The 25,718-nt window shown below is 53.0% G+C and carries 18 protein-coding genes; 8 read left to right on the forward strand and 10 right to left on the reverse strand.

All coding sequences use genetic code 11. The features are described from left to right. Positions 1–8: 8 nt before the first annotated feature. From BUA93_RS08720 to queC, 3 genes are read right to left on the reverse strand one after another with little or no spacing between them, the layout of a single operon-like run. The gene (locus BUA93_RS08720) at positions 9–710 is read right to left on the reverse strand and encodes a radical SAM protein (RefSeq protein WP_072978777.1); all 702 of its coding nucleotides are present in this window, start codon (positions 708–710) and stop codon (positions 9–11) included. A gap of 24 nt (positions 711–734) precedes the next feature. Next, positions 735–1,064, reverse strand: coding sequence for a 6-carboxytetrahydropterin synthase QueD (gene queD, locus BUA93_RS08725; protein ID WP_072978778.1), 330 nt, complete (start codon positions 1,062–1,064; stop codon positions 735–737). A gap of 1 nt (position 1,065) precedes the next feature. Continuing rightward, on the reverse strand, positions 1,066–1,719 hold the full coding sequence (queC, locus tag BUA93_RS08730; protein ID WP_072978779.1) for a 7-cyano-7-deazaguanine synthase QueC: 654 nt from the start codon (positions 1,717–1,719) through the stop codon (positions 1,066–1,068). 544 nt (positions 1,720–2,263) lie between these two features. On the opposite strand from queC, the gene carA reads away from it, so the two are divergent. The 6 genes from carA to BUA93_RS08765 all read left to right on the forward strand — a co-directional run bounded on the left by carA (position 2,264) and on the right by BUA93_RS08765 (position 12,317). Continuing rightward, positions 2,264–3,388, forward strand: a complete 1,125-nt coding sequence (gene carA, locus BUA93_RS08740; protein ID WP_072978781.1) for a glutamine-hydrolyzing carbamoyl-phosphate synthase small subunit — start codon at positions 2,264–2,266, stop codon at positions 3,386–3,388. After that, entirely contained in the window at positions 3,388–5,079 is a 1,692-nt protein-coding gene (locus tag BUA93_RS08745) for a CTP synthase (RefSeq protein ID WP_072978782.1), read from the forward strand. Before carA ends, BUA93_RS08745 begins: the two co-directional genes overlap by 1 nt. Continuing rightward, complete coding sequence (carB, locus tag BUA93_RS08750) at positions 5,072–8,335, forward strand: carbamoyl-phosphate synthase large subunit (RefSeq protein WP_072978783.1); 3,264 nt, start codon at positions 5,072–5,074, stop codon at positions 8,333–8,335. The genes BUA93_RS08745 and carB overlap by 8 nt, the downstream gene beginning before the upstream one ends. Positions 8,336–9,110: 775 nt before the next feature. After that, positions 9,111–10,385: a vWA domain-containing protein gene (locus tag BUA93_RS08755; RefSeq protein WP_139257909.1), complete on the forward strand. Its 1,275-nt coding sequence runs from the start codon at positions 9,111–9,113 to the stop codon at positions 10,383–10,385. 230 nt (positions 10,386–10,615) lie between these two features. Beyond that, positions 10,616–10,957, forward strand: coding sequence for a P-II family nitrogen regulator (locus BUA93_RS08760; RefSeq protein ID WP_072978785.1), 342 nt, complete (start codon positions 10,616–10,618; stop codon positions 10,955–10,957). A gap of 85 nt (positions 10,958–11,042) precedes the next feature. Continuing rightward, the gene (locus BUA93_RS08765; RefSeq protein ID WP_072978786.1) at positions 11,043–12,317 is read left to right on the forward strand and encodes an ammonium transporter; all 1,275 of its coding nucleotides are present in this window, start codon (positions 11,043–11,045) and stop codon (positions 12,315–12,317) included. 569 nt (positions 12,318–12,886) lie between these two features. Here BUA93_RS08765 and trpA read toward each other — a convergent pair. Together trpA and trpB are read right to left on the reverse strand one after the other, a co-directional pair. After that, entirely contained in the window at positions 12,887–13,639 is a 753-nt protein-coding gene (trpA, locus tag BUA93_RS08770; protein ID WP_072978787.1) for a tryptophan synthase subunit alpha, read from the reverse strand. A gap of 123 nt (positions 13,640–13,762) precedes the next feature. Then, positions 13,763–15,088, reverse strand: coding sequence for a tryptophan synthase subunit beta (gene trpB / locus BUA93_RS08775; RefSeq protein ID WP_083597281.1), 1,326 nt, complete (start codon positions 15,086–15,088; stop codon positions 13,763–13,765). 852 nt (positions 15,089–15,940) lie between these two features. Between trpB and BUA93_RS08785 the strand changes: the two genes are divergently transcribed. Then, positions 15,941–17,305: a hypothetical protein gene (locus tag BUA93_RS08785; RefSeq protein WP_139257911.1), complete on the forward strand. Its 1,365-nt coding sequence runs from the start codon at positions 15,941–15,943 to the stop codon at positions 17,303–17,305. An 80-nt stretch (positions 17,306–17,385) separates the two neighbouring features. Next, entirely contained in the window at positions 17,386–18,816 is a 1,431-nt protein-coding gene (locus tag BUA93_RS08790; RefSeq protein WP_139257912.1) for a hypothetical protein, read from the forward strand. Positions 18,817–18,893: 77 nt separating this feature from the next. Here BUA93_RS08790 and BUA93_RS08795 read toward each other — a convergent pair whose 3' ends face one another. From BUA93_RS08795 to BUA93_RS08815, 5 genes are all read right to left on the reverse strand, one after another. Next, positions 18,894–20,528 carry a bifunctional indole-3-glycerol phosphate synthase/phosphoribosylanthranilate isomerase gene (locus BUA93_RS08795; RefSeq protein ID WP_072978791.1) on the reverse strand — a complete coding sequence of 545 codons (1,635 nt, stop codon included), beginning with the start codon at positions 20,526–20,528 and terminating at the stop codon, positions 18,894–18,896. A 68-nt stretch (positions 20,529–20,596) separates the two neighbouring features. Then, on the reverse strand, positions 20,597–22,192 hold the full coding sequence (locus tag BUA93_RS08800; protein WP_072978792.1) for a bifunctional anthranilate synthase component II/anthranilate phosphoribosyltransferase: 1,596 nt from the start codon (positions 22,190–22,192) through the stop codon (positions 20,597–20,599). A gap of 162 nt (positions 22,193–22,354) precedes the next feature. After that, on the reverse strand, positions 22,355–23,803 hold the full coding sequence (locus BUA93_RS08805; RefSeq protein ID WP_072978793.1) for an anthranilate synthase component I family protein: 1,449 nt from the start codon (positions 23,801–23,803) through the stop codon (positions 22,355–22,357). A gap of 409 nt (positions 23,804–24,212) precedes the next feature. After that, entirely contained in the window at positions 24,213–25,022 is an 810-nt protein-coding gene (locus tag BUA93_RS08810) for an amino acid ABC transporter ATP-binding protein (RefSeq protein ID WP_072978794.1), read from the reverse strand. A gap of 8 nt (positions 25,023–25,030) precedes the next feature. Further along, complete coding sequence (locus tag BUA93_RS08815) at positions 25,031–25,690, reverse strand: amino acid ABC transporter permease (RefSeq protein ID WP_072978795.1); 660 nt, start codon at positions 25,688–25,690, stop codon at positions 25,031–25,033. Positions 25,691–25,718 lie beyond the last annotated feature (28 nt).

Consider the following 25,718-nt stretch of genomic DNA (forward strand, 5'->3'; position numbering starts at 1 on the left):
CCATACAATTACACCCCGCGCATGTCGGGATCCCAAATGACCTTGTGTAGTTGCACCTGAAAGCGGGCGTTATTCTGAACCATCACCTTTTCAGAAAGCATCCACTCTACAATTTTTTCATATTCCAGTTTGCCAAAAACCGGTGAGACAAAAATGTACGGCATCGTATTCAACGTTTGTCCGACCACACAGCCATGGGTCTTGCGTTGGTGCAGTTCGCCCACCACCCTAGCGGTTTCGTCGAGGTCTTCTACGCAGCCGACAACAAACTTAAGCACATCTTCGGCTCCGAGCGTTTCAAGATTTTCCATGCGCATCTTAGCGGACATTCCGCTACTTTCGCATTTCCAGTCCATTGTGTAAAACAGCCCCGGAAAACGCCACTTGCACGGCACGGTTCCATTGGTTTCCACATTGACCAGGAACCCCTTTTCGCTCAAGGCTCGCAGCAAGTCATCGACTTCTGCGTGCAGCATCGGTTCGCCACCGGTGAGCGTCACGGCATCTACGCCACACTCGGCGCGATAGGATTCTACTGCTGCGACCACCTCGTCTACACTCATTTGTCTATAATCATCACCTTCAACAGCATACATCGTGTCGCAATAACTGCAACGCAAATTGCAGCCGTGAAGCCTGACAAACACAGCGGCAAGGCCCGTTCTCAGCCCTTCGCCTTCGATGCTCTTGAAAATTTCATTGACCTTCATGTGCCGCAAAATTCCCGCTACGAGCTAAACTTCGTATTCCACCAGGTTGCCTTCGCTTTCTTGAATCTGCACCTTGTAGCAGTGCGGGACCTGCTCGCAAATCCAGCGGGCCATGTTTTCGGCAGTCGGATTTGCATCCATCACATCGTTCAGGAACTTGTGGTCAAGCTTGCCCTTCACGATTTCTTTGATGTGCGAGAAATCGACCACCATGCCGTTTTCGTCGAGAGTTTCACTTTGGCAGTACACCGTGATAATCCAGTTGTGGCCATGAAGACCGCTACACTTACTTTCGTACGGGAGGTTCAGCCGGTGCGCACCCGAAATTTCCATTCGCTTGATGACTCTGTACATATTACCCCTCGTATTCCGTCGTATCTTCGACACCCGCTTCAGCAAGAGCCGCCTTACGTTCTAGGCAGGTTGCACACTTTCCACAATGGATTTTTCCACCCTTGTAGCAGGACCAGGTTTGAGCATAATCGATTCCGAGCATCTTACCCCTGCGGGCAATATCGGCCTTCGAAATATTCGTGTAGGGAGCATCAATCGTGATGCCCGCATAAGTTCCCGCCGCAATCGCCGCCGACATATTCTTGACAAACTCTTCGCGACAGTCAGGATAAATAGCGTGGTCACCAAAATGGTTCGCCATCATCACCTTGGTCAAGTCTCGGCTTTCGGCAAGACCCGCCGCCACAGAAAGCATAATCCCGTTACGGAAAGGAACCACGGTCGACTTCATATTTTCATCGGCATAAGTACCTTCGGGAATCGCATCCGCCCCCGACAGGAGCGACGACTTGAAATAATCGTGCATGAACTTGAGCGGAATAGTGATGTGCGGAATCCCAAGTTTTTCGCAATGAAGTTTAGCGAAGGGAATTTCACAGTCGTTATGATTGCTTCCGTAATCGAACGAGACAGCAAGGGCGATTTCGTCAGCACGGTCATAGAGCAATGTCGTGCTATCCATACCGCCAGACAGAACCAGCAAGGCGTTTTTCATATAGGCTCCTAGTTTTGTTTATCGTCAGGATGGATTTCGAACTGACGTACTCTTATATAAGCAAATATAAATATAGTTATTTACGACAGGATTAGCGAACGCATTTGGACTCCACCACAGCGGTTTTACATTTTTTGTATTTTTACGGCTATCGCGGCATCCTGTTTTACATAAAATGAAATAGTTAAAATTTTTTCTAAAAAATAAAAGCGAAACTGCTTGCGAGCGCACCTTCTTTTTACTACATTATGGTCCCGATGAAAGTATCGGAATCCATAGAGGCACATTTGAGCGCAGCCGTTGCAGGAATCTCGCAGCGGAATCAAGCGACTCTCCCCGGTTTCCACAAAATTTTTCTTATTTCCGTTTTTAATCGTCTTTATCATTTGGCAAAAGCTTTTGGCTTTTGCCTTTATTTTTTACTGTCGTTGTCATTCTGGAGCCTCGCAGAGGCGATAGAATCCATAGCATTTGACCCTACCGCCCTTACAGGGCTCCGGGGTGACAATTCAACGAAGCATTTTCATTACACAGCGAGCAATATATGACTGACAAGTTCAACTGGAAAGCGAAACGCGAAAAGAAGGCGTTTCTAGCATTGGCGGATGGCGCCGTGTTCCACGGGTATGCCTTTGGTAGTGCTACCGATACCGTCGGCGAAGCGGTGTTCAACACCGGCATGGCGGGCTACAAGCAGATTTTGACGGACCCCTCCTATGCGGGGCAGTTCGTGGTGTTCACCACGGCCGAAGTCGGCGCCTACGCGGCGAACCTCGAAAAGTCCGAATCCCGCGACGTATTCCTGAACGGCATTGTCGTGAACTCGCTGGACGACGTGAGCAAGGAAATCGGCGAAGAAAGCCTGCACGACTACATGCTCGCCCACAAGAAGCCTGGCATCGCGGGCGTGGATACTCGCGCACTCACCATCCACCTGCGTGACCATGGCGCACAGAAAGCTTACTTCCACGTAGACGGTACCGACATGAGCGAAGCCGATGCAATCGCAAAGGCAAAAGCCTGGGAAGGCCTCGACGGCCAGGACTACGCCAGCAAGGTCAGCGACCCGAAGGGTTACGAGTTCAGTACCGAAGGCGACCTGAACGTTGTCGCTCTCGATTTCGGTATCAAGACGAACATCCTGAGGAATCTTGCCGCGCAGAACATGAAGGTGACGGTGCTCCCGATTAACGCCACCTACGAACAAATTATGGCGAAGAATCCGGACGGGGTGTTCCTCTCGAACGGCCCTGCCGACCCGAACAGCCTCCCGCAAGTGGCAGCAGTCGTAAAGCAGCTGCTGGGCAAGGTCCCGCTGATGGGCATCTGCCTCGGTAACCAGTTGCTCGGTCTCGCTCTCGGCGCGAAGGTTTCCAAACTCAAGTTCGGCCATCACGGCTGCAACCATCCGGTGAAAAACTTGAAGACCGGCGCCGTGGAAATCACGAGCCAGAACCACAACTACGCCATCGAAGAATCCAGCCTCCCCGCGAATGTGGAAGTCAGCCACATCAACCTGAACGACAACACCGTTGAGGGCATTCGCCACAAGGAACTCCCCGCGTTCAGCGTGCAGTACCACCCGGAATCCGCTCCGGGCCCGAACGATTCCTACTACCTGTTCGGCGAATTCAGACAAATGATTCTCGACTTCAAGGGAGCAAAATAATGACGAAGGCCGCCCCCAAAAAACAGACCAAGTACATCTTTATTACCGGCGGCGTGGTCAGCTCGCTGGGTAAGGGAATCACCTCGGCCTCGCTGGCATTGCTCCTCAAGAGCCGCGGCTACAAGGTGTTCATGCAGAAGCTGGACCCGTACCTGAACGTGGACCCGGGCACCATGAGCCCCTACCAGCACGGTGAAGTCTTCGTAACCGACGACGGCTACGAAACCGACCTTGATTTGGGCCACTACGAACGTTTTGCAGGTGTGCAGTGCTCCAAGGCTTCCAGCTACACTTCGGGCCGCATCTATTCTTCCGTACTCGCGAAGGAACGCGCGGGCAAGTACCTCGGCGGTACGGTGCAGGTGATTCCGCACATTACCAACGAAATCAAGGACGCCTTCCGTTCTGCAGCCGAAAGCGGCGCCGACATCGTGCTCTGCGAAATCGGCGGAGTCGCAGGCGACATCGAATCGCTTCCGTTCCTCGAAGCCGCAAGACAGTTCCGCTTTGAAGTCGGCGTGGAAAACACCTGCTTTGTCCACCTGGTTTTGGTGCCTTACCTCAAGGCCGCCGGTGAACTCAAGACAAAACCTTCGCAGCACTCGGTTGCCGAACTTCGCAACATCGGTATTTTCCCGGACATTCTGGTGTGCCGCACCGAAATGACGATCCCGCAGGATCACTTGGACAAACTCGCGCTCTTCTGCAACGTGAAGCCCGAATGCGTCATCGAAGAAAAGGACGTGACGGATTCCGTCTACGCTGTACCTCGCGAACTTTCCAAGCAGGAACTCGACCTCCGCGTGCTTGAACAGCTCCACTTGAGCGTACACCCCATCATCCACTCCGAATGGGACAAACTCGTCAAGAAGGCCACCCAGCCCAAGTACGAATGCACCATCGCGCTGGTGGGCAAGTACATCGCCATCCGCGACGCCTACAAGTCCGTACACGAAGCCCTGCAGCACGCCGGCATGGAACACAACGCCAAGGTAAAGGTGGAATGCATCGAGGCCGAAGAGCTGGAAAAGAATCCGAACCTCATCAAGAATGCAGACGGCATCTTGATTCCGGGAGGCTTCGGTAGCCGCGGCGTGAACGGCAAATGCGTGGCCATCAAGTACGCCCGGGAACACAAAGTCCCGCTGCTGGGCATCTGCCTCGGCATGCAATGCTGCGTGATTGAATTTGCACGCGATGTGCTCGGCTGGAAGGACGCCAACTCCACGGAATTCGACGAAAAGACGGCCCATCCGGTCATCGACCTGATGGACGAACAGAAGAACGTCACCGAAAAGGGCGGCACCATGCGCCTCGGCGCTTACCCATGCAAGCTCATGAAGGATTCCAACGCGGCAAAGCTTTACAAGAGCGAAAAGATTAGCGAACGTCACCGTCACCGCTACGAATTCAACTACAACAGCGAATTCCGCATCGCCTTGGAAAAGGCCGGTCTGAAGATTGCCGGCACATCGCCCGACGGAAAGCTTGTCGAAATGGTGGAAATCAAGAACCACCCCTACTTTGAAGCCTGCCAGTTCCATCCGGAATTCAAGAGCAGACCCACCGCGCCGCACCCGCTATTCAGCGGACTTGTAAAGGCGGCTCTCGCACAAAAAAATGGCAAAGTAAAAACCGCGACCGCAAAAGCCGCGCAGAAGAATTTGAATGGAGGCAAAAAGAATGCCTAAGCGTACCGACATCAAGAAGATTATGCTCATTGGCTCCGGCCCGATCGTGATTGGCCAGGGCTGCGAATTCGACTACTCCGGCGTGCAAGCCTGCAAGGTGCTGCGCCGCGAAGGTTACGAAGTGGTGCTCGTGAACTCCAACCCGGCCACCATCATGACCGACCCCGAAATGGCCGACCGCACCTACATTGAACCGCTGAGCGTCGATATCCTGCACGAAATCATCCGCCGTGAACGCCCGGACGCCTTGCTCCCCACACTCGGTGGCCAGACCGCCTTGAACCTCGCGATGGAACTGAACGAACGCGGCATTTTGGACCGCTACCAGGTGGAACTCATCGGTGCGAAGGCTGAATCCATCCAGCGCGCTGAAGACCGTCACTTGTTCAAGGAAGCCATGCTCAAGATTGGGCTGGATCTCCCCCGCTCCGGTTCGGCGCACTCCATGTCTGAGGCGACCGCAATCGCCCACACTATCGGCAGCTGGCCGCTGATTATCCGTCCGGGCTTTACCCTTGGCGGCACGGGTGGCGGTATCGCCCACAACCCCGAAGAATTCGAGACCATCGTGAACCGCGGTCTTGACGCATCGCTCAACAACGAAGTCCTTATCGAAGAATCGCTGCTTGGCTGGAAAGAATTCGAAATGGAAGTCATGCGCGACAAGAAGGGCAACGCCGTTATCGTGTGCTCCATCGAAAACTTGGACCCCATGGGCGTTCACACCGGCGACTCCATCACGGTTGCTCCGATCCAGAGCCTTGATGACCGCGCTTACCAGGCCATGCGTGACGACTCCCTGAAGGTCATGGAAGCTATCGGCGTGGAAACCGGCGGATCCAATGTTCAGTGGGCAATCGAACCCAAGACTGGCCGCCGCATCATTATCGAAATGAACCCCCGCGTGAGCCGTTCTTCTGCGCTTGCCTCCAAGGCAACGGGCTTCCCCATCGCAAAGATTGCAGCGCTGCTCGCTGTGGGCTACACCCTCGACGAACTCCGCAACGACATTACGCAGACGACCCCGAGTTGCTTTGAACCGGCTCTCGACTACGTTGTCGTGAAGGTCCCGCGCTTCACCTTCGAAAAGTTCCCGAAGGCCGATTCAACGCTCGGCACCCAGATGAAATCCGTGGGCGAAGCGATGGCCATCGGTACCAACTTCAAGCAGGCCATGCAGAAGGCGCTCCGCTCTCTCGAAACGGGATTCGGCGGATTCGGTGCCTGCGCCAAGTGCGAAAAGTTCGCCGCCTACGACGACGAAACGCTTGCCAAGGAAGTCGCCCGTCCGAGCGCCGAACGCATCTTCGTGCTGCACGAAGCATTGCGCCGCAAGTGGGGTGTCGAGAAGTTGTACGAAATCACGAAAATCGACCGCTACTTCCTGCGCCACCTTGAAGAACTCGCCCTCTACGAAGACGAAATCCTTTCTGCAGGCTCGCTAGAAGCGCTCGCCAAAGACTTGCCGCTCTTCCGCCAGGCCAAGGAACTCGGCTACAGCGATATCCAGATTGGTTACCTGTTCCACAAGACTCCCGAAGAAGTCATGGCGGTGCGCAAGCAGATTGGCCTCGTTCCGAGCTACTACTCCGTCGATACTTGCGCCGGCGAATTCGAAGCCATCACGCCGTATTACTACAGCTGCTATGCTGAAAATTCCGAGCCCGTCCGCGAAATTCCGGGTCACGGCCACAAGAAGCGCATTATGGTGCTGGGTGGCGGCCCGAACAGAATCGGTCAGGGTATCGAATTTGACTACTGCTGCTGCCACGCCGCCTTTACGCTGCGTCGCGAAGGCTACGAAGTCATCATGGTGAACTCCAACCCCGAAACGGTCTCTACCGACTACGACACTTCGGACAAACTATACTTTGAGCCGCTCACGCTCGAAGACGTGATGGGCATTTACGAACGCGAAAAGTGTTCGGGCGTCATCGTGCAATTCGGCGGCCAGACTCCGCTGAACCTCGCCATGCGCCTGAAGAAGGCCGGTGCGAACGTGGTCGGCACGAGCCCCGAAGACATCGACCTCGCCGAAGACCGCGACTTCTTCAAGCAGTTGGTTGACAAGGTCGGCATCAAGCAGGCAGAAAGCGGCATCGCCCACAACGTGGAAGAAGCCCTCGCCATCGTCGAGAAAATCGGCTACCCCGTTTTGGTGCGCCCGAGTTTCGTTCTCGGCGGCCGCGGCATGGTGATTGTCTACAAGGAAAAATACCTCCGCAAGTTCGTGGAAGAAGCCGCCGCCATTGGTGAAGGCAAGCCGATTCTCATCGACCGTTTCCTCGAAGACGCAACCGAACTCGACGTGGACTGCATCAGCGACGGCAAGCACACCGTGGTGGGCGCCATCATGGAACACGTGGAACCCGCAGGCATCCACTCCGGCGACTCCGCAAGCGTCATCCCGCCCATGACGCTCTCCAAGGAAATCCAGGACAAGGTTCGCGCCTACGCCAAGGAATTCGCGAAGGAACTCCACGTTTGCGGCCTCATGAACATGCAACTCGCCGTAAAGGACGGCGAACTCTACATGATCGAAGTGAACCCGCGTGCATCCCGCACCGTGCCGTTCGTTTCCAAGTCCATCGGCGTCCCGCTTGCAAGTTATGCAAGCCGCTGCATGCTCGGCGAAACCCTCGAACAAATCGGCTTTACCGAAGAAGTCCACGTGCCTTACGTGAGCGTCAAGGAAGCCGTGTTCCCCTTCGTCAAGTTCCCGGGTGTCGATATCACGCTTTCTCCGGAAATGAAATCCACCGGCGAAGTCATGAGCATCGATCGTGACCGCGGCCTTGCCTACCTCAAGAGCCAGCTGGCATCGGGCAACAAGGTCCCGAGCCAGGGCAACATCTTCGTCTCGCTCAAAGACGAAGACAAGCAGAAGGCAGTCCCGCTCATTAAGCGCCTCGTGGACATGGGCTACAACATCTACGCCACCCGCGGCACCTCTACGATGCTCTACAACGAAGGCATCAAGACCCGCGCCGTGTTCCGCATCTCCCGTGGCCGCCCGAACCTCTTGGACCTCATCCACGACAAGGAAGTCCAGTGGATCGTGAACACCACCGAGAACGGCGCCGAAGCCATGGTCGATGAAATCCAGATGCGCTCCAAGGCCGTTGTGTCCGGCATCCCCATCACCACGACCATCGCCGCCCTCACCTCTACCGTGGAAGGCCTCATGGACAAACACGACTTCGGAAGATTCGAGGTGTGCAGCTTGCAAGAGTACCATAGACACGTAAAAAAATAACGCGACAGTGACTCGTCTGTAGCCTGCAGGAATAGCGTGCAAGGCGAGTAAGCCACAAGGCGAATGCAGTAATTATGCTTGCGTAATTATTGCTGAGCCGTAAACATGACGCGTTAGCGTCCATGCCGCGCCAGAGAACTTGTTCTCTGGCATGGCTGAGCCGAAGCCGCGGACGCCGTAGGCGTCAATACCACAGGCACGTGAAGAAGTGACACCCACTCGACAAGCTCAGGGCAGGCTCTGTGTCATCCTGAGCGGAGAGGCATAAGCCTCGAAGTCTCTTTGACCACTTGGCAACTTGTTGCCTTAATGGGCATGATCCCCGAATGGGGAGAAGGATCTAGAGCATTATAAAAAAGAGAATTGCTTATTAGCAGTTCTTTTTTTCATATGGAGGGGAAAGCCTTCCCCTCGCTTGAAGTCCATCATAAAAATATGTTCTTCAAAAACGATTGTCAATAGAGCTGTGTTTCCAAAGAAGTCTGTTCGAAAAAAAAGCAAAAATCAAAGATTCGTGAGGAAATTGTGATGTCACGCCGTTGCAGCCAAGATCAATCTTTACCGTTCTCTTTTCAAGGGGTCGGCAAGCAGGCGGGCATTCCGCAGCCTGTCGCCGAAAAGAAGGTGTTCACGATCTTTATCCGCTAAAATCAGTGTTTCCTGTCACGGCATTTTGCAAAATGCGGCGAGCCTCTTGGCGCTTGTCGCATTATTATTTAATTTAAAGAAAAAAACGGAGGGAACCATGTTTATCCGCAAATCCAAATTCTTTTTAATGGCAGGAATTGCCGCGTTGTGCATGTCCTGTAGCGACGACAGCAACAGCCTTAATGCCAGCGACGCGGGCAAGGATGACGGCAAAATCGCCGATACAATCATCCAAAAAAATCCGAACATCGAAACCGAAAATGGAGCCACCTTCGAAACCAAAGGCACGACCTCCTACAATGGAGACGTCATGGCGCCCACCTTGTCTGGTGCTATTTATGACGAAGCCGTAACCCCTACTAGAGAAGCCATCACCGATGAATACCTTGCGGTAGACGGAGCCCCCATCGAATATTATGACGGCGGAGTTTATGAAGGAGATTATAACGGCAAAACATACGGTCTGCTCACGGCTTCCGAATGGAACGATCTGGACAATTGGAAAGACTGGGGCGAAATCCTGACAGGCGAATTTTACGATAAGGCTAGCTACTGGGAATTCTACCCGCACACACTCGTGGCCGTACAAGTCGTTGACGAAAGCGGCACCGGCCTCGCCAACGTTTCAGTAGAACTTCTTAAGAACGAGAATGTGGAATTCGCTACTAGAACCGACAACAAGGGATTCGCCTACTGTTGGGCAAATTTGTTCGACGGCTACACCGAAGAAGTTTTGAAGAGCGAAGATTTCTCCTTGAAGGTCAACGGCAAAGTATCCGAAGATCCCGTCAAGCTAACCACCAAGAACGACGAGTCGCTCAACGTAAACACTATCACCAGCGATGCCAAGCAAGCCGATGCCAAGGCAGATGTCGCCTTCATCGTCGACGCCACCGGTTCCATGGGCGACGAAATCCGCTTTCTGCAGTCGGACCTGAGCTACATTATTGACCACGCCTCTTCGGCAACCAACGTTGCGTTACGCACGGCAGTCGTGTTCTACCGCGACGACGGCGACGAATATCTCACCCGCGGCAAGGACTTTTCCACCAACGTCGCCAACACGCAGGCATTCATCAAGGAACAGGAAGCCAACGGCGGCGGCGACTATCCCGAAGCAGTGCATTCCGCGCTCGAAGCTACATTGCAGAACTTCTCCTGGAACGAATCGGCTCGTGCACGCATCGCCTTCCTGATTCTTGACGCTCCCCCACACCATCAGGACAGCATCATCGAAAGCCTCAAGAGTTCCATCACCTTCTACGCCAAGAACGGCATCAAGCTTATTCCCGTAGCCGCAAGCGGCATCGGTTATTCCCATATCGAAGCATCCGTAGGCGAATCCGATGTAGAAAAGCTCGCCGACCTGATGTTACGGCTGATCAAAAAGTACGTAGAATAGAAAGCGGCATCAGGTTTTACATTTCCTGACTTCACTCCCATTTTTGTAAAAGCAAAAAATGTAATCGCAGCTTAACACGCTGCGATTTTTCTTATAAGCTTACCACTTTTTTGTTCTGAATTGTTGTTTTTGCCCCATTTTCACGGATTTGGGTACTTCAAACCATTTTGGCACGCCTTTTGCAATAGGTTGGGCAAAACAAGAAACAAACCCTAACAAAGGATAGGAACATGAAGCTAATTACAGCTTATATCCAACCCGAACGATTAAACATCGTAAAGCAAGAACTTTACGAAAACAAGATCTACAAGATGTCTGTCACGAACGTGCTTGGCTGCGGGCAGCAGCGCGGTTACAACCAACGTTTCCGCGGCGTGGTGACTGAGGTTAATTTGCTCAAAAAGATCTGCTTGAAGATTGCTGTGAACGACGAATTCGTACAGCCCTGCATCGACGCCATCATCAAGGGCGCACGCACAGGCGCCATCGGCGACGGCAAGATTTTCGTTACCGAACTTGAACAGTGCATCCGCATTCGCACCGGAGAAACTGGCCCCGAGGCAATCGGCTAAGTAAACAGTGATTAGTGGTTAGTGATTAGGAAGTTTCCTGTTTACTAACCACTGCATACTAACCACTACTAAAAGGATTTAAACAATGAACGAAGCAGCAACTGTCGTACCTGTCAGCGACGCCATCTTTATGACAGAAAACATTTGGATCATGATTAGCGCCATGCTGGTGTTTATCATGGGCCTGGGCTTTGCCTGTGTCGAAGCGGGTCTTGTTCGCGCGAAGTGCGCGGCCAACGTCGCTTTCAAAAACATCGCGGTTCCCGCCATAGGTATCACGATGTACGCCGCCATCGGCTTTGCCCTCATGTACCCCGGAACGTTCAACGCGATTTCCGGCGTACTTGGATTTGCCGGATTCGGTATCGGTGACTGGGCAGACCCCTCCAAGTTCACCGCCGCCTACAACGGCCACTTCACCCTCTTCACCGACTGGCTGTTCCAGGCGATGTTCGCAGCAACCGCCGCAACGATCGTCTCGGGCGCCGTCGCCGAACGCGTGAAGCTGAACTCCTTCCTCGTCTTCACCATCATCTACGTGGCCTTCGTCTACCCCATCGTGGGTAGCTGGACATGGGGCGGTGGCTGGCTTTCGACCATCGGCAAGGCCGGTTTCCATGACCTCGCCGGTTCTACGCTCGTCCACTCCGTGGGCGGCTGGGCAGCTCTCGCCGGTGTCATGATCCTCGGACCGCGTATCGGTAAGTATGTCGGCGGCAAGGTGCACGCCATTCCGGCCCACAACATTCCGCTTGCTACCATCGGCGTGTTCATGCTGTGGTTCGGTTGGTGGGGATTCAACGCCGGTTCTGCTCTCTCCGGCGATGCAAAGGCTACTAGCTGGATTCTCGTGACCACGAACATCGCCGCTGTTGCCGGCATCATCACCGCAACGCTTACGAGCTGGATTGTTTCGAAGAAGCCGGACGCCACCATGGCTCTCAACGGCTGCCTTGCAGGTCTCGTCGCCATCACTGCCGGTGCAGACGTGGTTACCCCGCTTTCTTCCTGGATTATCGGTGCCATCGCCGGTGTGCTCGTAGTCGGCGCAGTCTTCATGTTCGACCGCCTGCACTTGGATGACCCGGTCGGTGCTCTCTCGGTTCACCTGGTGAACGGTGTGTGGGGTACGCTCGCTGTCGGTATCTTCGATATCACTGGCGACTACTCCCTCGGCACCCAGGCCATCGGCGTGATCGCTTACGCGGTTCCCTGCTTCGGTGCTGCTAGCCTCATCTTCTACGCTATCAAGAAGACCATGGGACTGCGCGTTACCGAGCGTCAAGAACTCCGCGGCCTCGACCAAAGCGAACACGGACAAGAATCCTACAGCGGCTTCCAAATCTTCAGCAACATGTAATTTGGGCGCAAGCAAGAAACTTCATACTGTCACTCAACAGATACACAAGAAGGGATGTCGCAAGACATCCCTTCTTGTGTATCTATAAAAAACATTCAAAGGCGACACCCTACAGACAACTTTGCCGCTCTCTGAACGACCGCTTTGGAACAAAGACCAATTTCATTACATACTAAATGATCACAAGAGAGAACTTAGTATGTAATTTTCAAAAAATGCCAAACAGGCTTACATACTAAACACTCTAAAAAACATTTTAGTATGTAAAAAACAAAAAAAACAGCCTTAAAAACAAGATAAAAACGGCCTTAAAACGACTTTTTCCCTCAAATGAGCCCTAAAAACACTCTTTGACACATCATAATTACATACTAAACATCTTCAAAAAGAAAATAGTATGTAATGGCAACTGAACAACATCATAAATTACATACTAAACCACATCAAAACAGAGGTTTGTATGTAAAGCCAGTATTTTACCCATCCGAGTGCAAACCGATTGTTGATATTAAACAAAGAAACCGATGGGTACACCCCCATCGGTTTTCTTTGACGGGAAAAACAACAGTTTACTTTCCCGCAATTTCCTTGGCCTTCGCCTCGATTTCAGCGATGGCTTTTGCGCGGCCTTCGGCAGTGTCTTCGTTATTGAGCACGAGGTTCACGAACACGGAGCCCGCCACCACAGCGTACACATGCTTCGAAAGCACTTTGGACTGTTCGCCGTTACGAATACCGAAACCGCCGAGCACCTTGGCGCCACCCTTACCGACCGTGTCGATAAAGTCGAGCGTTGCCTGGTCAATTGTGGTTTCGCTTCCAGTGGTACCAGCGCGGAGTGCAGCGTAGATGTACTTGAAGCCCTTGGAGGCCATCGTTTCGAGGCGCTCCTTGGTCATGCTAGGAGCCGCCACGGGGATGTTTTCCAGGCCGTGCTTCTTGCAAGCTTCAGTCAGGCCTTCGTCGCCGTCGAACGGCAAGTCCGGAATGATGCAAGCGGATACGCCCGCGTCCTTGCACATCTTGACGAAATTTTCGACGCCAGGGGTAAAAGCGAGCGAGCCGTAAGTCATGATGTAGATTGGCGTTTCAGGGTGACGGTCGTGAATTTTCCTAACGATTTCAAGCCCCTGCTTGGTGGAGTAACCCTTATCGAGCGCAATGGTCGATGCCGTCTGGATGGCGGGACCGTCGGCGCTCGGATCGCTGAAGGCAAGCTGAATTTCAAGGATGTTGGCGCCACCCTTCACAAGAGCGTCGGCGATGGCGATAGAAGTTTCTGCGTCCGGAAACCCGGCAATGAGATGAGACATTAAGTTCATAGTGGTTAGTGGTTAGTGATTAGTGGTTGGTGGGCCGTAAGGCCGTTAGCGGTTAGTGGTTGCTGGTTAGGAATTCTTGATACCCGCGTCCCAGTATACTAACCACTGTTTACTAATCACTGTTTACTTATTCATTATCTCCGCGTCGTGGATGTCTTCGTTATTTTCGAGGCGCTTGAGTTCGGCCTTCAGGAATTCCTTCCACTTTTCGGGGCGGAACACGGGGCTCGTGATAAAGATGTCCTTGTCGCCGCGGCCACTCATGTTGATGACGAGCGCCTTGTCCTTCGGAAGTTCCTTCGCAATCTTCATAGCGGCAGCCCCTGCATGCGCACTTTCGAGCGCGAAGAGGATGCCTTCGTTACGGGCAAAGAACTTGACCGCTTCGAGAGCCTCCTTGTCGAGAATCGCCGTGAATTCCACGCGGCCCGATTCGCCGAGGGCGGCAAGCTGCGGGCCAATGCCCATGTAGTCAAGCCCCGCCGAGATGGAACGAGTCGGCAGCGACTGACCGTCTTCATCAATCAGGAAGCGGCTCTTGTAACCCTGCAGAATGCCTTCGCGACTTGCGTTACCCGTCATGCGGGCAGCGTTTTCTCCCTTGTTCGGGCCAACACCACCGGCTTCGGCACCGATCAGGCGCACGTTCGCATCGTTGATGAACGGAGTGAAAACGCCGATGGAATTGCTACCGCCTCCCACGCAAGCGACAACGGCCGCAATGTCGATGTTGCGCTCGGCAGCCTGGCGCTTGACTTCTTCACCGATAATCGACTGGAAGGTACGAACGATATCCGGGAACGGAGCCGGACCAAGAGCGGAACCTAGTACATAATGGGTGTTCTTGAAATTCGTGGCCCAGTCGCGCATGGCTTCGTTCACGGCATCCTTAAGGGTGCGGGCACCGCTCGTGACCGGCACGACCTTGGCACCGTACATTTCCATGGTCGCCACGTTCGGCTGCTGACGGCGCACGTCCACCTCACCCATGTACACCACACATTCGAGGCCAAGCTTAGCGCAAGCGGCAGCCGTCGCAAGGCCATGCTGACCGGCACCCGTTTCGGCAATGATACGAGTCTTGCCCATCTTCTTCGCCAAAAGGCACTGACCGATGGCGTTGTTGATCTTGTGCGCACCCGTATTGGCAAGGCCTTCCAGCTTGATGTAAATCTGCGCACCACCCAGAAGTTCCGTTGCGGTCGGAGCGTAATACAGCGGGGTCTCGCGCCCAATGTAGTCGCGCTGAATAATGCGGAGCTCTTTGAGGAATTCCGGATCGTGAATGTACTTGTTGAATGCCGCTTCGAGGTCGTCGAGCGGGCGGCGGATGATTTCGGCAACATACTTGCCGCCGAACTTGTCAAAGAAACCGTTGTCAGAGGTTATGAGGTGTGAGGTCGCGCCTACGGCGCTTTGAGGTGTGGGGGTTATAGTTGCGTGAGTCATTTTGAGCGGAGGGGTTGGGGTTAAAAGTTCTCAGGGTAAAAAATTAAAGGCCTTCGGGAGTCCGAAAGCCTTTTACAAACACTTGATGAAATCAGCAAAACGGACTCTATTTAGTAGAGCCCCACCACCAACGGTTGAAACGGATTGCTGAATTCATCTTCATGTGCGCTAATTTAGGAATGTCTCTTTAGTGTGGCAAGGGGTTAATCGAATAAAAATAAAGAATTTTTTCAACTTTTCATAAAGTGTAATAACACAAACAAATGAACAAAAAAAAAGAAAGACTCTCATTTTCCAGAGAGCCTTTCACTAAACACTTGATGAAAAGGGCAATTCCTAAATCCCGATTCGTGAGAACTTCGCTGTAGAGAGCCGAAGCGGATTGCCTCATTTCATCTTTATGCTCCTAATATACATAATAACTCATTGACTGTCAATAGGTTAACGATCATTTTTTGTAAAAAATTCTTCTACAATTTACTCAAAACAATCCAAAATCGACCATTTGGAGCGAATACCAGGCACAATCCCCCGTGATTCTAATCATATCATCGATTTCGAGTTCTCAAAAAATTTGGAAATAGATGCTCGTTTTATTATATTTACATTGACATAGTTTAGAGTTCGCTCTTATTCGGACAGCTGGAAAACGACCAAAATTTCATCGTCTAGGAATAAGGCCGATTACTCGCACCCCGTGGTGTGGGTCGTTTGTGCCTATTAGACGATAAGGTTTACTTGGTCGTTACCTCAGCTGTTTAGGGCACCTGCGATTCCACACTTTTTTTTGTTTGGATTGCATCCTTGAACAAGACGAACTCCGCAGTAGAATTTTTCAAAAACGGAGATGACATGAAATCGAACCAAATCTTGGGCATTGCAAGCCTCCTCACCCTAGGAGTTCTTCCTTTCCTCGCCGCCTGCAGTAGCGACGAGAGCAGCACATCTTCACCCCATATTCCTGAATTCAGCGCAATAAGCAGTTCAAGCGCAAAAAAAACAAGCGTGAAAACAACCTTTGAGCTGGGTAGTTGCACATACGAAAATATGGACGAACGAATCTATGTTTCTAATGAAAACGACTACTACACCTGTACTTACAGTTACACAAGCTATGACTACACCTGGGTCGGAGAAAAAGTTAAAAGCTCCAGCAGCATTACAGTTTCCTCGAGTAGCAGCGATATCTGCGATGTATTCTATTGCTGGGATGAAACGGAATCCAGCAGTTCCATCAAATCCAGTAGTTCTACCAAATCCTCCAGTAGTGTCAGCACATTCACAAATGTTTCTGATGTATGGAACGGCAAAATGGTTAAGCCTTCGACCGATTATATCGACGGCAAGACCTACATGCTCATCTACACCGCCGAAGAACTCGCCTACTTCGCCGATCAGGTGACCAACAAGGGTGAAGAAAAACTCAACGCAAAGTTGATGAAGCACATCCGCCTCAATCCCGACAACATGGTCGACGAAAAAGGCAACCTCCTGATTTCGCAAAGCAAGCTTAACGAATGGACTCCCATTGGCGGCGGTACAAACAACGTTATATTTAAGGGAATTTTTGACGGCAACGGCTATACCATTTCGGGCATCTATGTCAACAAACCCGCCTTCGAACGCGCAGGCTTCATCGGCACCCTCGGCGGCACGAGCACCAGCGACAGCGGACATGTCATGTTCCTTGGAATCGAAAACTCTTACATTGTCGGTGGCGAACAGGTCGGTGGCATTGTCGGCAGAATGAACTACTCGGAAGTCCAACAAGTATTCAATAGAAAGTCCTACGTGAAGGGCACCAAGTATGCCGGCGGCATTGTCGGTTACAAAAATAACGGATGGCTCTACTATTCCTATAATTCAGGTATGGTCGTTTCCTCGGAAGACCGCGCCTCGGGTATCGCCGGCTACAACGCCAATGCGTCTACATCAGTTATCGTCTCTTACAATGTGGGATTCCTCATTGCACCGAACAAGGGTACTACGGCAGGCATTTCTACAACGGCAAACAGCTCTAAGGACTGTTTCTACATCGACCAAGATGACCGCGAAATCGTTGCCAACGGCGCTGCTGAAAAAACGGAATATTTCTTGTCAAGCGAAGAATTCGTGAGCACCTTGAACGGACTTTCGTTCAGCAACATCTGGACTACCGATGATGACGAAGTAAATGACGACTACCCCGTATTCAAATGGGAAAAGATCCGATACTAAAACAAACCTTATTTCAAGGGCTTCTGAATTAACAAGAAGCCTTTTGAATTTATATTTACATTTAATCCTAGAGAGTTTATATGATCAAACACGCATCCAATTTTGTCATGGGAGGTCTTTTCCTCCTCGGAATTTCACTAACCGCTTGCTCTGGTGAAAATGGAGCCGACGGTCGCGACGCAGATCCGGTGAACATTGACTCCCTGGCAACGGCTATCCGCAACGAGATTTCGGACAACCTCCGCGACACCCTCACCTCCATCCGCGAAGACGCAACCGGAACACTCTGGGACTCCCTCTACGCAGAACCCTACGTAGACACCGTATACAAGATTCTTTTCGACAACGCCTACGGCACCGCCTGGATGGATTCAACACGGCAATCCCTGCTAGACAGCCTCAATCAGGCTAATTACGATTCGCTCTATGCAGCTCTTTACGATTCCGTCTATTATGACATTTACAGCCAAACCGTCACCAGGCAGCTTGATGCTTTCTCCTGGACATCCAAGGACGACATCTATTTAGCTTTCGCCAACCAATATCCCCTGATGTATAATGGATTCGTCGGAGACAAGGGCGAACCACACCCCGTCCCCATCTCCATAAAAGTCAGAAACCAGTGCGCCGCAAGGTCGGACAAATCCGTTCCCTGCAACTGGAAAAAGATCATGGTCAAGGCCTGGATCACCGACTGGACCGATACGGGAAGCGTCACCGGATTCGTAAATCCCGATACCGCGAACATTTTCGCCCCCGCACTAACATTTGACATGAGCAAGGCTGTCACACTGACCGCCCCTCAACAGGCCAATATCCAAATTCAGGCTTACGCCCTGGAGAACGACCACGAAATTCTGTTCTACTCCGCATCCGAGCCGACCACGCTTCACCCTGTACAAATTAACGGATGGGAACTTAAAGGCGTTCAAAATAAGAACTGGTGGTATGGAGTTTGGGTCACCCCCAACATGGATTCCATCCCGAATATTCTGAATGACCTGAAGAAGAAACTCCCCGAAGGATCCGTAAAGATTTACCAAAAATACAGCGACGACGAAACCATCACCGAAAGTTCCAAGCGCGTTGTCAAGGCTGTCTACGAAGTCCTGCAAGCAAGAAAAATCACCTATCTCCAGAACAATGGTGCAGGAAGTACCGGACAAAAAATAAACTACCCCATTGAAGTTCTCCGCAGCCGCGACGGTCTGTGCATCGAGACAGCCGCCCTGTTCGCCTCCGTCTTGGAAGCATTAGGAATGCAGGTTTTCATCGTTCACATTCCTGAACACGCTTTTGTTGGGTGGCGCACCGACAAAAACAGCAATACGTTGGATTTTGTCGAAACCACATTGATTGGCGGCGAATCAACGTTCTCTTACGCAAACAAGTCCGGCATAGACAAATTCAACGCACAGAAAGAAGCCGGAAACTTTGAATCCGGCGAAGCAGAACTCATCGACATCGAAGCCGTCCGCAAGTACGGCATCATGCCCAACGATATTCCGTAGTAAATTTTCTGTAGGTTTTCTAAAACAAAAACCGCCGATTCAATCAAATCGACGGTTTCTTTTTTTTAAGTTCGCAACTAAAGAGAAGTCAACGCAGCGAATAGTGCTTTCAACTTTTCGCTATTTTTTATTCCGGGAGCATCCTCGACACCGCTCGACACATCGATAAGTTCGGGGGAAAACTTGCCAACGAGTTCAGCGACATTCGTCGGGGTGATGCCACCAGCGAGCCAAAGAGGGATATCCCCCGCTTTTTCGCGGAGCAAGTTTTCGGGAATGGTCTTGCCCGTGCCGCCTGGGATTCCTTCGACTTTCGCATCCAGCAGGATGCGGGGTTCGCCGTTCTTGCGGAGGGCGGTCACCTTGTCGAAATCCGATTCTTCACCGATGCGGGCGGCGCAGTAGTAGGGAATTCCAATTTTATTTGTCCCTTCGACAAGCTCAGGGACCTTATCATCCGCCAGCTCTAGGCTCTTTGTCGGCTCGATTCCGTGAAGCTGCACCGCATCAAGCACACCTTCGCGGGCGAGCTTGATGGCGGTCTTGCCTTCGGGGGATTTCGGGTCGGTAATGACACCCACGAGAATCGGGGTTTCTGATTTGTCATTGCGAGCGGAGCGAAGCAATCTCTCCTTAAAACTGCGCACGAATTCTTCAGTGGTCAAGCGCTTCGTCGTACTGAAAACAAAACCGAGCATGTCCGCCCCGAGTTCAGCCGCAAGCATTCCGTCTTCGACACGGGTGATGCCGCAGATCTTTACGAGGGGACGGTTACGGTGCAACGGTTCTGCAAAAGGTTGGTGAGCTTGCCGAACCACACCGACCTTAAATGGTCCTTGATTGGTACGCTGAGCCTGCCAAAGAGCTGCAAATTTTCTCCAGAAACCGCCACGAGCATTTTCGCGACCGCTTTCAAAAGCAGAAACAACATCCTTTGCAAGCGCAGGATTTTTCGCAACCGCCTCCCCCACGAGAATTCCCGTAAAGCCAAGGCTACGCGCATAGTCGGCGTCGGCCGGCGTGTGGATACCCGACTCAAACACAGCCTTCGCAGGAAGCTTGCTACGCACCGACGCGGGAATCAGCGGGTCGGTGTGGAACGTAGCCAGGTCGCGGGAGTTCACGCCTGCGACAATCGTTTTTGCGGCATCGGCCCCGAGCGCGCTCGTGACAACCGAAAGCTTGCGGAAGTCGTCTTTTTCACGAACTTCGACAAAAGCCTGCATATCAAACGATGCAGCACGCTTCGCCATGCGTACAAGCTGTTCGTCATCCAGAATACGGGCAATGAGGAGCACCGCGTCGGCGCCGCAACGGAATGCGACATCGATTTCGTCTTCATAGAGCAAGAAATCCTTGCGGAGTACGGCGCAGGTATGCAACCCCTGCTTACGACGGAGTTCCATCAGGTCGGCCACCGCAATCAAGTCGCGGAGCGTTCCCTTAAAGAAATTGCCTTCGGTAAGCACCGACACCGCCTGCGCATGCGCTTCGGCATAAGTCGTCGCAAGCGCCACCGGATCCAAGTCCGGAGCGATGTCGCCTTTGGATGGCGATGCTCGCTTGACTTCGAGAATCGCACCGGCGTTCCCGAGGAATTCTGTATGACCTACGCGACGCTTTTCCGGAATTTCGATACCGAAATTCAGACCCAGCCGCTCGATATCGGCCTTGCGCATGCGCACGATTTTTGCAAGAATATCTTCACTCATTTTTTTGCCATTGTCATGACCGGTGGATCCTATCGGCCTGCGGCCTCCAGGATGACAGGGCATCTCCTTTACGAATTCGTTGCAGCCTTGACTTCTTCAATCTTTTTCAGGACCGAGCCGTCTTCCATCGCCTTCATGGCCTTGTCGAAGCCTTCCTTGAGGCTGGCTGCCTTCTTGCTGATGTAAAGGGCGGCACCGGCGTTCAGGGCGCAGGCATACTTGATGCCCGGGCGGCCCTTGCCGTTCAGCACGTCGAGAGCGAGGTTGAAGTTGTCGACACCCGTACCGCCGGCGAGGTCTTCGGGATCCACGGAGGGGATGCCGAAGTCCTTGGGGTCGATGCGGTAAATCTTGTACTCGCCATCTTCCAAAATTTCGGCGATGGTCGTCGGCACGCAGGGTGAAATTTCGTCGTAGCCGTCGTCACTGATGGCGACCATCACGCGCTTCGCGCCGAGGGCCTTTGCCGCCTTGGTGAACGGTTCCAGCACGGTCGTGCTATAGACGCCGAGCATCAGGTACTTGGCTTCGGCCGGGTTCGTGAGGGGGCCGAGCAGGTTCATGATGGTCTTCACGCCGAGAACGCCGCGAACCGGGCCCGCAAAGCGCATGGCACTGTGGTAAACAGGCGCCATCAGGAACACGAAATTCGTCTTGTCGATGACGGAGGCAGCCTTTTCGGGAACCATGTCGAGCTTGAAGCCTGCAGCCGTGTAGAAGTCGGCAGCACCGGACTTGCTGGAAACCGCACGGTTGCCATGCTTTGCAATTTTTGCGCCACAGCTGGCGGCAATCAGGCCGGAAAGCGAACTCACGTTAAAGCTGCCCTTGCCGTCGCCACCGGTACCCACAATATCGGTGAGTTCGTCGCCGCTGTAGGGGAACTTGCGCTTCTTGCTGCTGAGTACCTTCGCGCATCCGGCGATTTCGTCGGCAACAGGGCCCTTGCTGGAAAGTGCGGTAAGGATTGCAGCCATCTGGCGTTCGTCCATGATGCCGTCGGTCAAGTCTTCCATGAACATTTCGGCGGTTTCGCGGCTCAAGTCCTTACCTTCGGTAAGCGTGTTCAAGATTCCGCGCACGTCAAGCGGTTCGCGACGGTAGTTGAGGAACGCCTTGAAGAATTCGTCGGCGCGGCCGCTGGCGATAGATTCCGGGTGGAACTGCACGCCTTCAATCGGGAGCGTCTTGTGGCGAATGCCCATGATGTCGCCGTCGGTAGCGCGGGCGGTCACTTCGAAGTCAGAAGAGAGCGTCGATTCGTTGATGACCAAGCTGTGGTAACGCGTGAAGATGTTCTTCTTGCCGATGGTGCGGAAGAGGCCCTTGCCGTCGAGGTCGATTTCTTCGGCGATGCCGTGCTTGATAAACTTGGCCTGCACAATCTTTGCACCAAAGGCGTAACCGATGGCCTGGTGACCGAGGCACACGCCGAGAATCGGGAGCTTGCCAGCAAAGTGCTTGATGGCTTCGACAGAGACGCCAGCATCTTCGGGGCGACCCGGACCCGGGCTCACAATGAGACGGCTCGGATTCAGTTTTTCGATGTCTGCAATGGTGCATTCGCGGCTACGGAGCACGCGGATTTCTTCGTTAGTGATTTTTGCCAACGCCTGATAGACGTTGTAAGTAAAGGAATCGTAGTTGTCGATGATGATGATCATAGTGAAAATCCTTTGTTCAATATGTGGAGAGTGAGGTGTGAGGTATGGGGTCGCTCGCGTTGCTCGCTTTGAGGTCTTTATAATCGCAGCTTTGCCTCCTAACTATAACGCTCATAGCTCAGAGCGAAGCGCGCTCAAACCTCAGAGGGCCGCAGGTCCGACCTAGTTCTCCCCCTCCAGCACAGCTCTGATTGCTCCGAGCTTTTCATTCGTTTCTTCAAATTCGCGGTCAGCATTCGAGGCCGCGACAATGCCACCACCGGCCTGCAGGCTGATGGTCTTGCCCTGCTTGAGGCAGCAACGGATAGCGATACAGAAATCCAAATCACCGTCAGATTCCATATAGCCTACCGCACCCGCATAGAAACGACGCTTGACTTTTTCGAGGCCGGAGAGAATTTCAATCGCACTGATTTTCGGAGCACCGCTCACCGTACCAGCCGGGAAGCTAGAGCGCAGCACTTCGATGGCCTTCTTGTTCTTTGCCACACGGCCCTGCACGTCAGAGACCAGGTGAATCACGTGGCTGAACTTTTCGCATTCCATGTACTTGGTCGTTTCCACTGTACCGGCTTCGCAGACGCGGCCGAGGTCGTTACGGGCTAGGTCCACGAGCATCAGGTGTTCGGCGCGTTCCTTCGGGTCGCCCTTCAGGTTCTTCATCAGGGCTTCGTCTTCCGCGTCGTCCTTGCCGCGGCGGCGGGTACCTGCAATCGGGTGAATCGTTGCAATGCCTTCGCGCACGCGCACGAGGCTTTCGGGCGAGGCCCCGATAAACTGATGCGTGCCGTAATCGAGGAAGAACATGTACGGAGACGGGTTTACCGTGCGGAGGCGGCGGTAAATGTCAAGTGCTTCGATATCGCTTGCAAACTGGATGCGGCGGGACGGTACGGCCTGCACGATGTTGCCTGCGACAATATGCTTCTGCAAGGCTTCGACCTTTTCTACGTATTCCTTGCGGGACTGTTCCAGGTCGGTCATGGTAATGCCCTTGCCATACTGCTGTTCCGGGGCGAGGTAGCTGAAGTCGAGGTCAGCGAGGCGGGCCTTCACCTTTTCGATGGCAACCTTCAAGTCAATCTGGTGCTCCTCGTAGTTCAAGGCGAACAAGTGAAGCTTTTCGGTAAAATGGTCAAACACGATGTAGATGTGACCCACCAAAAATTCCGCTTCGGGGATGTTAAGTTCGTCCACCTGCGGGGCAAGGCGAATGGTATCGCAGCGGGCGCAGAATTCGTAACCGAGGTAGCCCACACCCGAAGAAGGAATAGGAATCTGGTTAGGCGGCACCGTATTTTCGGCAGAAATCAGCGTGAGGGCATCGAGAATGTCCCCTTCGCCTTCCTTGAGGAACACGCTTTCCTTGCCGTCGACAACGATGCTCACGTCCTTGTCGTTCTGGCGCAGACGGAAGCCTTCGTCTACCATCAGGGTCGAATAGCGGCTGCGACCGTGGGAGAAACTTGCGGATTCGAAAATAGCCTTCGCACCGAGCTTCTTGCCCAGCGAAAACGGAGTGTAACGTTCACCAGGCAGTGCCACGTAGATACTGTCGGTACGGGGTTCGAAGTTAGGGCTTTCAGTGATGTGCCTTATGTTCGTTGTCATTTTGATCCTCTGGTTTTAAAAAGGTTTGGGGTATGAGGTCGCTCGCAAGCTCGCTTTGAGGTTTGATGAATTGACATCTCAAGAGCAACGAGGGCTATATCCATTCTGTTTAAACTTTTGCGTTCCTTGGTTTAGGGTTTCGCAAAGGCTTAGGTCCCGGAGGATTTCAATGATTTTGGTAAAAGAGAAAGGCCTCCGTGAGTCCGGAAGCCTTTGCTTTAAAATCTTGGGTGATTTGCGACAAATACCGGGCTCTATGTCAGAGTCCGCGCCACCAACGACGGTTAAGGGTTGCACATGTCACAAAATTCATCATGGCACCAAAAATATCAAACGAAAATTCCCTTGGCAAGGGGTTACTCAAAAAAATTTTCATTTTTTTAAGAGCCACTCTTTAAGTCCATCCAGATTACGCCTTTGAAAACCTGCTCAGGAACTGAGCCAGGCGCTCGTTGCCCGATTCGCGGAACACGTGGTCGGGAGTTCCCTGCTCCACGATGACACCGCCATCCATAAAGATGACCTTGTCGGCCACATCGCGGGCAAAAGCCATCTCGTGAGTCACGATGACCATGGTCATCTTGTCTTCGGCAAGCTTCTTGATAATCTTGAGCACTTCGCCGGTCAGTTCCGGGTCCAGCGCAGAGGTCGGCTCGTCGAAGAAAAGAATCTTCGGGTTCATCGCGAGGGCGCGGGCAATGGACACGCGCTGCTGCTGACCACCGCTGAGCTCGCAGGGGTAAGCCTTTTCCTTACCCTCAAGGCCCATGCGTTTGAGCAAGAATTGACCCTTCGCACGGGCATCTTTGCGTTCGTCTCCCAACACGCGCACCGGAGCGAGGCAAAGGTTCTGCAGCACCGTCAGGTGCGGGAACAAATTGAAGTTCTGGAACACGAGCCCCGTAGAAAGGCGAATTTCGCGAAGCGTTTTCACCGGAGCGTACTTGACCGGAGCACCAGAGCCTAAAGGTCCCTTCGCCGAATCATTCGGCACCACCATGTCCTTGCCATTGACCTGCACAAAGCCGCCGTCAACCGTTTCGAGCTGGGTAAGGCAGCGCAACAGCGTACTCTTGCCGGAGCCGCTAGGCCCAATAATCGAGAGCACCTCGCCCGCCTTCAGGTCAAACGAGATATCCTTGAGCACATGCAAGTCGCCAAAGGACTTCTTGACGTGTTCTACCTTGAGGATCGGCGCAGATTCATTCACGTTTTCCATTCCACGCCTCACTTATAGTAATTGAGCTTGCGTTCCACGTAGGCAAAAAGCACACTCAGCAAAAGGTTCGCCACATAGTAGAATACGCCCGCCACGAACAGCGGATAAATGCTCGCGTAGGCGGCCTGCTGTTTCTTGGCCAGCGCAAAAAGTTCCGTCACCGCAATCACCTGCGCAAGGGAAGTATCCTTCACCAGCGTGATGACTTCGTTCGCGCTCGCGGGTACCACGCGCTTGACCACCTGCGGGAGGATAATACGGAAGAACGTCTGCGTGCGGGTCATGCCCAGCATGTAGGCCGCCTCGTACTGCCCCTTGGGTATGGACTGGATGCCGCCGCGGAAAATTTCGGCAAAGTAGGCCGCATAGTTTATCGAAAACGCCACGATTACCGCCGGGAAGCGGTCAAACGAAAAATCCACGCCCGCATATTCGCTCAGGTAGTAGGAGCCAAAGTAAATCGCCACAATCTGGAGCAGCAAAGGGGTGCCGCGCATCACCGAGATGTAGAACGACACCGGGTAACGCACCACGCGCCACTTGCTCATCTTGAGGACCGCAATGAGCAGACCCAGCGGAATCGAGAACAGGAGCGTAAGCCCGAAAATGGCGAGCGTCGTGCAGAAGCCGCCCCAAAGGATAGGCAAAAGCGTTGACAATTCCGACATGAATAACCTCAGAGGCGCACTGCGCCGA

It is taken from the genome of Fibrobacter sp. UWH4, from assembly GCF_900142475.1.
Taxonomy (GTDB): domain Bacteria; phylum Fibrobacterota; class Fibrobacteria; order Fibrobacterales; family Fibrobacteraceae; genus Fibrobacter.

Excerpts from the sequence above, each read along its gene's own strand:
- BUA93_RS08790 (WP_139257912.1), top strand. The coding sequence starts at position 17,386 with ATGATCAAACACGCATCCAATTTTGTCATGGGAGGTCTTTTCCTCCTC.
- trpB (WP_083597281.1), bottom strand. The coding sequence starts at position 15,088 with ATGACTCACGCAACTATAACCCCCACACCTCAAAGCGCCGTAGGCGCG.
- carA (WP_072978781.1), top strand. The coding sequence starts at position 2,264 with ATGACTGACAAGTTCAACTGGAAAGCGAAACGCGAAAAGAAGGCGTTT.
- BUA93_RS08785 (WP_139257911.1), top strand. The coding sequence starts at position 15,941 with ATGAAATCGAACCAAATCTTGGGCATTGCAAGCCTCCTCACCCTAGGA.
- queD (WP_072978778.1), bottom strand. The coding sequence starts at position 1,064 with ATGTACAGAGTCATCAAGCGAATGGAAATTTCGGGTGCGCACCGGCTG.
- BUA93_RS08760 (WP_072978785.1), top strand. The coding sequence starts at position 10,616 with ATGAAGCTAATTACAGCTTATATCCAACCCGAACGATTAAACATCGTA.
- BUA93_RS08805 (WP_072978793.1), bottom strand. The coding sequence starts at position 23,803 with ATGACAACGAACATAAGGCACATCACTGAAAGCCCTAACTTCGAACCC.
- queC (WP_072978779.1), bottom strand. The coding sequence starts at position 1,719 with ATGAAAAACGCCTTGCTGGTTCTGTCTGGCGGTATGGATAGCACGACA.
- trpA (WP_072978787.1), bottom strand. The coding sequence starts at position 13,639 with ATGAACTTAATGTCTCATCTCATTGCCGGGTTTCCGGACGCAGAAACT.
- BUA93_RS08795 (WP_072978791.1), bottom strand. The coding sequence starts at position 20,528 with ATGAGTGAAGATATTCTTGCAAAAATCGTGCGCATGCGCAAGGCCGAT.
- BUA93_RS08800 (WP_072978792.1), bottom strand. The coding sequence starts at position 22,192 with ATGATCATCATCATCGACAACTACGATTCCTTTACTTACAACGTCTAT.
- BUA93_RS08815 (WP_072978795.1), bottom strand. The coding sequence starts at position 25,690 with ATGTCGGAATTGTCAACGCTTTTGCCTATCCTTTGGGGCGGCTTCTGC.
- BUA93_RS08720 (WP_072978777.1), bottom strand. The coding sequence starts at position 710 with ATGAAGGTCAATGAAATTTTCAAGAGCATCGAAGGCGAAGGGCTGAGA.
- BUA93_RS08755 (WP_139257909.1), top strand. The coding sequence starts at position 9,111 with ATGGCAGGAATTGCCGCGTTGTGCATGTCCTGTAGCGACGACAGCAAC.
- BUA93_RS08810 (WP_072978794.1), bottom strand. The coding sequence starts at position 25,022 with ATGGAAAACGTGAATGAATCTGCGCCGATCCTCAAGGTAGAACACGTC.
- carB (WP_072978783.1), top strand. The coding sequence starts at position 5,072 with ATGCCTAAGCGTACCGACATCAAGAAGATTATGCTCATTGGCTCCGGC.
- BUA93_RS08765 (WP_072978786.1), top strand. The coding sequence starts at position 11,043 with ATGAACGAAGCAGCAACTGTCGTACCTGTCAGCGACGCCATCTTTATG.
- BUA93_RS08745 (WP_072978782.1), top strand. The coding sequence starts at position 3,388 with ATGACGAAGGCCGCCCCCAAAAAACAGACCAAGTACATCTTTATTACC.